At 62.8% G+C, this 6,592-nt stretch carries 7 protein-coding genes and 1 riboswitch; all 7 genes read left to right on the top strand.

Going from position 1 to position 6,592, the window contains the following annotated elements; genetic code table 11:
• Positions 1-248: 248 nt before the first annotated feature.
• Positions 249-327, top strand: a riboswitch (SAM riboswitch).
• A 106-nt stretch (positions 328-433) separates the two neighbouring features.
• The 7 genes from VNZ93_RS08325 (at position 434) to VNZ93_RS08295 (ending at position 6,394) form a co-directional block, all read left to right on the top strand.
• Positions 434-1,408: an aliphatic sulfonate ABC transporter substrate-binding protein gene (locus tag VNZ93_RS08325; protein ID WP_325702789.1), complete on the top strand. Its 975-nt coding sequence runs from the start codon at positions 434-436 to the stop codon at positions 1,406-1,408.
• A 128-nt stretch (positions 1,409-1,536) separates the two neighbouring features.
• Positions 1,537-2,367 (top strand): ABC transporter permease, encoded by an 831-nt coding sequence (locus VNZ93_RS08320; protein ID WP_325702792.1) that lies wholly within the window; start codon positions 1,537-1,539, stop codon positions 2,365-2,367.
• Between the two features lies 1 nt (position 2,368).
• A complete protein-coding gene (locus VNZ93_RS08315) occupies positions 2,369-3,160 on the top strand; it encodes an ABC transporter ATP-binding protein (protein WP_325702786.1) in 792 nt (263 codons plus the stop codon).
• Between the two features lie 40 nt (positions 3,161-3,200).
• Positions 3,201-3,710, top strand: coding sequence for an OsmC family protein (locus tag VNZ93_RS08310; protein ID WP_325702783.1), 510 nt, complete (start codon positions 3,201-3,203; stop codon positions 3,708-3,710).
• A gap of 184 nt (positions 3,711-3,894) precedes the next feature.
• A complete protein-coding gene (locus tag VNZ93_RS08305) occupies positions 3,895-5,607 on the top strand; it encodes an FAD-dependent monooxygenase (protein WP_325702780.1) in 1,713 nt (570 codons plus the stop codon).
• On the top strand, positions 5,604-5,792 hold the full coding sequence (locus VNZ93_RS08300; protein WP_325702777.1) for a hypothetical protein: 189 nt from the start codon (positions 5,604-5,606) through the stop codon (positions 5,790-5,792). The genes VNZ93_RS08305 and VNZ93_RS08300 overlap by 4 nt, the downstream gene beginning before the upstream one ends.
• Positions 5,793-5,893: 101 nt before the next feature.
• Positions 5,894-6,394: a hypothetical protein gene (locus tag VNZ93_RS08295; RefSeq protein ID WP_325702774.1), complete on the top strand. Its 501-nt coding sequence runs from the start codon at positions 5,894-5,896 to the stop codon at positions 6,392-6,394.
• Positions 6,395-6,592 lie beyond the last annotated feature (198 nt).

Raw genomic sequence — 6,592 nt, 5'->3', positions numbered from 1 at the left:
CTCGCCGGTCTCGCGCAGAAATCGACAGCTGAAGCGATGAAGCCGTTACAGGCCAGCGTAAAGAGCGTGTTTGACAAGGCCGCTTGAGCTCTTCCGCTATCCACGCCTCCCCTCTTTGGGGGAGGCGTCGGGCGTAACATCCGCAACCAAATTTTATTTCACAATCTTGCCCGGCCGCAAAATGATCCTCATGCGGGCAGTGAAACTTTGCCATAGCATTTCATTGACCAGAGCCCAGATCGCTCTAACCTTACTGCAGCGCCGATTTGAACGAGCAGCTTGCGGGCGCTTTAAAAATGCAGCTAAAGCGGTCGGGGTAATCGCCCCGTCGCCCACGAGCTGACGGGCAGGTGGTTCCAAAAACCTTCTGCTTTTCATCAACGCGGCCAAGCGCCCTGTCCGGGCGAACGCGGTCGCATGTCTGGAGGTTGCCATGTCTTTCTTTTCTCGTCGCTCGATCCTGGCTTCGGCATTGCTGGTCGGCCTGATGCCGAGCACCGCCCTGCTCGCGCAGGACAAGCCAAAGGAAATCCGTATCGATTGGGCGACTTATAATCCGGTCTCGCTCGTGCTGAAGGAGCAGGGCCTGCTCGAAAAGGAATTCGCCAAGGATGGCATTGCGATCCGCTGGGTGCAGAGCGCAGGCTCCAATAAGGCGCTGGAATTCCTGAACGCCTCTTCGCTCGATTTCGGTTCGACCGCCGGCTCCGCAGCGCTGGTCGCGCGGATTAACGGCAATCCGATCAAGTCGATCTATGTCTATTCGCGTCCGGAATGGACGGCCCTCGTCACCGGCAAGAATTCCAAAATCAGCAAGATCGAGGATCTGAAGGGCAAGCGCGTCGCGGTCACACGCGGCACCGATCCGCATATCTTCCTCGTACGCGCCTTGCATAGCGTGAAGCTCACCGACAAGGACATCACGCCGGTTCTGCTGCAGCATGCCGACGGCAAGGCTGCGCTCATTCGCGGCGACGTCGATGCCTGGGCCGGCCTCGATCCGATGATGGCTGCGGCCGAAATCGAAGACGGCGCGAAGCTGTTCTATCGCAATAAGGACGCCAACACCTGGGGCATCCTGAATGTGCGCGAGCAGTTCCTGAAGCAGCATCCGGACCTCGTGCAGCGCGTGCTGAAGGTTTACGAAGACGCGCGCAAATATTCGCTCGCAAATCCGGATCAGGTGAAGAAGACCTTCATCGCCGTGACGAAGCTTCCGGAAGCGGTCGTCGATCGCCAGCTCAAGGAGCGCACCGAACTGACGCATTCCAAGATCGGGGCGCCGCAACGCGACTCGATTCTTGCCGCCGGGCTCGCGCTTCAGCAGGCCGGCGTGATTCAACCCAGTGTCGATGTGAAAGCGACTGTCGACGCGCTGATCGACACCAGCGTCGCCCTGACGAACTGATCGTCAGGTTTGCCGTTCCCGGGCGGTAACCCTCCCATCCCGTTCGGGAACGGCGCAATCTCTTTGGTGCTCCAGTCTCTGGTGCTTGAGGCGTTGCAAAGTCCGGGCTCGCGATGTCTTCTGTCGAGATGACAATTTCCGTAGCCGACAAGGCTGAAGCGGCCGAGGCGCAGCCTCCGCGCAGCGCGCGTTTGTGGCGGCCGCTTCTTGGCCTTGCGCTTCCGGTCGCGCTCGCGGTCACCTGGGAAATCGTGGTGCGGCTCGGCTGGTCGGACGGGCGCCTCGTGCCACCGCCCTCCGTTATCGGCACGACATTGTGGGAACTCGCGCGCACCGGGGAGCTCTGGCAGCACACCCGCGCGACGCTCCTCCGCGTCGTTGCAGGCTTCGGTCTCGGCGTCGCCGCCGGCACGCTCTTCGGTGCTATCGCAGGCTATTCCGCGCTCACCCGCACCATCATCGATCCGACCCTGCAGGCGCTGCGCGCCATTCCGTCGATCGCATGGGTGCCGCTGTTCATTCTGTGGCTCGGCATTTTCGAAGCATCCAAGATCACGCTGATCGCGGTCGGCGTGTTCTTTCCGGTTTACCTCGGAGTGATGGGCGCCATCCTGTCGGTCGATCGCAAGATCGTTGAAGTCGGGCGCGCCTTCCGTCTCTCGGGGCCGGCTCTGGTCCGTCGCATTCTTCTGCCCGCGGTGCTGCCGGCCTATGTCGTGTCGCTGCGCTCCGGGCTCGGGCTTGGCTGGATGTTCGTTGTAGCCGCCGAATTCATGGGCGCATCGGAAGGCCTCGGCTATCTCCTCATTGACGGCCAGCAGCTCGGCAAGCCGGCCCAGATCGTCGCCGCGATCATCACCTTTGCGGTTCTCGGCAAGACCACCGACTGGATCCTGACCAGCGGAACGGCGCCGTTCCTGCGCTGGGAAGATCGTTTCCACGCGCGCGCCGGGGCCTGACATGCTCGCGATCGCCAACGTCTCCAAAACCTATCCGAACAATGTCCGCGCGCTGGAAGGCGTGACCCTCGACGTCGCGCCGGGCGAGATCGTCGCCATCGTCGGCGGATCGGGCTGTGGCAAGTCCACGCTGCTGCGGGCCATCTCAGGCCTCGACCGGCCGAGCAAGGGCATCATTCATCTCGACGACGAAGTCATCACGCAGCCGCATGAGAAGATCGGCATCGTGTTTCAGGAACCGCGGCTGCTGCCATGGCTGACGGTGGCGGAGAATGTCGGCTTCGGCCTCGCGCATCTTCCCGCATCCGAAAGAAAAGAACGCGTCGCGCGCGCGATCGATCGTGTCGGCCTCGCCGACAAGGCCGGTGTGTGGCCGCGCGAATTGTCCGGCGGCCAGGCGCAGCGCGTGTCGATTGCACGGGCCCTCGTACCGCGGCCGGAAGTGCTGCTGCTCGACGAGCCGTTCTCCGCGCTCGATGCGTTCACGCGCACAGACCTGCAGGATCATCTTCTCGATCTCTGGGCGGATTCGAAGCCGACGCTGCTCCTCGTCACCCATGACGTCGAGGAGGCGATCGTGCTGGCCGACCGCATCATCGTGATGCGCCCGCGCCCCGGCCGCCTGTTCGACGAGATCGGGAACGATCTGCCACGTCCCCGCGACCGGCAATCGGCGGGCTTCGATCATGTGAAGCGGCAGGTTCTGGCCGCACTCGATCGTTCGCTCGGGCGCAATATCAGCGTTGACGAGCGCGAGACCAGCGCCGAAAAAGGCGCCGCGATGTGGTGGTAAACGCCCGCCCATTCCCGGCGGCATCTGAAAGGATCGCAAAATGGACGCGGCCGAATTGCGTGCGCTGCAGGCTCCGATCAAGGAGCGCTACAAGTCCGATGCGGATGCGGCGCTCATCACGCTGAAGGCGAAGGGCACGCTCGACGACACCAATATCGCCTGCAAGGTCGAAACCGGCCGTGCGATCGCTGCGGCAGGTCTGCATCCCGCAACCGGCGGCTCGGGTCTCGAATTGTGCTCCGGCGACATGTTGCTGGAAGCCCTGGTCGCCTGCGCCGGCGTAACGCTGAAGGCGGTCTCGACCGCGCTGGAAATTCCGCTGAAGGCCGGCCGCGTGTTTGCGGAAGGCGATCTCGATTTCCGTGGCACGCTCGGCGTTGCGAAGGATGCGCCGGTCGGCTTCCGCGAAATCCGTCTCACCTTCGAGGTCGAGACCGACGCGCCGCAGGACAAGCTCGATCAGTTGCTGAAGCTCACCGAACGCTATTGCGTGGTCTACCAGACCATCAAGTCCGGCCCCCCGGTCGCGGTGGCGTTGTCGCGCGCGTAAGTTTCCAGACACGTCCAGCCCGCAATCCCCAGCCGCCTCAGCGCGGAAGCTCTGGCGCTGCGCGCTTTTGCCCGCCACACTGGTTTGCCGAAAGCGGAACCGGGAACCGCGCCATGCGCCGCGCCACGATGCGCAGGGCTGTGCGACCCTTCGTTCGCTCTCGCGGCAGAACATGAGTCGATGAATGCACAACCCCGTCTCCGAACCGAGAGCATCGGTTTTCTACACCTACGCGATTCACGATCCGTTCAATCCCGCCTCCATCAAGGGCGATGACTCAGCGAAGGTGGTCATTGTCGGGGCCGGCCCCATCGGAATGACGACGGCGCTTCACCTCGCGCGGTTCGGCATTCCGTCGGTCGTGCTGGAGCAGGAGCTGCAGGTCTCACACGGCAGCCGGGCGCTCGCCCTGACGCGCCGCTCATACGAAATTCTCGAGCAGGCGGGCGTGGTGGATCGCTTTCTGTCCAAGGCGCTGCCCTGGCGCAGCGGCAACTCGTTCTATCGGGACAAGCAGGTCTACCGGATGGAATTGCCGCACGATGACGACGAACGATTCTTTCCAGTCACGAACCTGCAGCAGCAATATATCGAGGAATATCTGGCCGACGCGATTAAAGACAATCCGCTGATTGAACTCCGATGGGGCTGCAAGGTCACGTCGATGGAACAGCAGCCGGACAAGGTGCGCCTGCGCGTCGACACGCCCTTTGGAGAATACACGCTCACGACCGGCTGGCTGATCGCTGCAGACGGCGGCAGGTCGGCCATTCGCAAGGCTCTGAACTTGCGAATGGAGGGGACGTCCTATGTCGGCAATTTCGTCATCGCCGACATCAAGGCCGATCTCCCGTTGCCGACGGAGCGGCTGTGCTACTTCGATCCGGAATGGAGTCCCGGCAACAATGCGCTGATCCATCGCGCGCCGGACAATATCTGGCGATTTGACTTCCGGCTGCCCGAAGGCACGACGGCGGAGCAGGCTCTCGTGCCCGCCTATCTGCACGACAAGATCGAGCGGATCCTCGAGATGATCGGGCATCCCGTCCCGTGGGAGCTGGACTGGGCCACCGTCTATTCGGCGAGCGCACTGACGCTCGGCGAATACATCCATGATCGCGTGATCTTCGTCGGCGATGCCGCGCACGTGCTGCCGATCTTCGGCGTCCGCGGCGCCAATACCGGCTTTCAGGATTGCGAGAACCTCGCCTGGAAGCTCGCCCTCGTCGAAAAGGGCATCGCCAACAGATCGCTGCTCGAAACCTATTCCAGCGAACGGGTGCGCGCGGCGCGTGAGATCTGCGACGAAGCCGGCAAGACCACAAGGTTCATGACGCCGCCGTCGTTCGGCTTCCGGCTGATGCGCGACGCGGTGCTATCGTTGAGCCTCAGCCAGGATTTTCCCCGCGACCTTCTGCACTGGCGCACATCACGGCCGCACGTTTACACGGGCTCGCCTCTCAACAGCTTCCCCGAAGACGATGCGCGCTTCGACGGCGGCGTCGCATGCGGGCAGTCAGCATGCAATGTGAAGCTGGATGACGGCAGCTATCTGCTCAGTCACATGCGGGCGGGATTTCATCTCATCTGCTTCAGCGAGGGCGGAGCCGAGGATCAGGAACTGCCTCGCCTGCTTGCGGCTGCTCGTCAGGCGAACATTCCCGTCGTCACCATCCGCATCAGCCGGTCGTCGCCTCAGGCGAGGCCGGGCGATGCCGACATCGTCCTGCACGACAGCAATGGCAGGATCGCGAAGAAATATGCTGCAATCCCCGGAGCCGCTTATCTGCTGCGCCCCGATCTGCATGTCTGCGCGCGATGGCGGCAGACGAAAGCCGACAAGTTCGACGCCGCCCTGCGCGTTGCATCCGGCCAGAACACCGGGAGCGTCCAATGATACCGAAGGTCATGACCACGGCCGATATCGAGAAGGCGTTCGACCTGATCGCGGAACATGTCGATTCGGTCGAGGAAGGAAAGCGCATGCTGTTTCTCGCCAAAGCATGCCTTTGTCTCGCCAATCTCGTGGGCAACGCCGACAGGGTGCGCGACGTGCTCGATGCCTGCGCGCAGGATCTCTAGCAGGCGACTCAAGCTGCGCGATCATCGCGCCTCCTGAACGCTATGGCCTTGAGCGCCGGTGCTGGCCAGACTGACAAACGCTGACCCTTGAGGACTGCACGATGCGCCGGTTTATCCGCACGGTCATGATCGCGGTCCTCCTTGCGGGCGCGGGCGACGCTGCGCTCGCGCAGACACCCTCCCTTGCGGAGGCCGAAACCGCCTATCGCCAGGGCGATGTCGGCAAGGCGATCGCGATCGCACGCGCGGCGGCGGAGCAATCGGACCCGCAGGCGCAGGCGCTGCTGGCGTTCTATCTCTACACCAAGGTGCCGTCGGAGCCTGCGGAGGCCATCGCCTGGTGGAAGCGCGCCGCCGCGCAGGGCGATGCCGAAGCGCAGTTCATGCTGGCGACGCAATATCTCTACGGCCTCGCGATCCCGGCGGATTACAGCGCGGCCTACACATGGGCGCTGATCGCATCGCAAAGCGCGCGGTTGAGCGAATCCGCGCGCAACGAAGTGCTGAAGCTGATGGCGGAAATCCGAGTGCGGCTGACACCGGACGCGATCAAGGCAGCCCAGGAAGCGGCGCTGGGGTTTCGGGCGAAGCCGGAGCGGTAAAGCGTGCAGGAGGCATCATTGCATCGAGCTTGCACAACCAAGCGCGCTTTTGCATGCTATGGTTGCATCTTTAATGTGGCTATCGTCTATGGTTCAAGTCTCCGACATTCACACAAAGATCCTTAAGCGCGCCAAGAGCGCAGACGACTTCGATCTTTATCGTGCCGGCCTTGAGTGGGATCTGACGGATCCAATTGT

The organism is Pseudorhodoplanes sp. (genome assembly GCF_035565795.1).
Taxonomy (GTDB): Bacteria; Pseudomonadota; Alphaproteobacteria; order Rhizobiales; family Xanthobacteraceae; genus Pseudorhodoplanes.
Note: the sequence above shows the minus strand (reverse complement) of the source record. Positions and strands in the feature narration are given on the sequence as shown.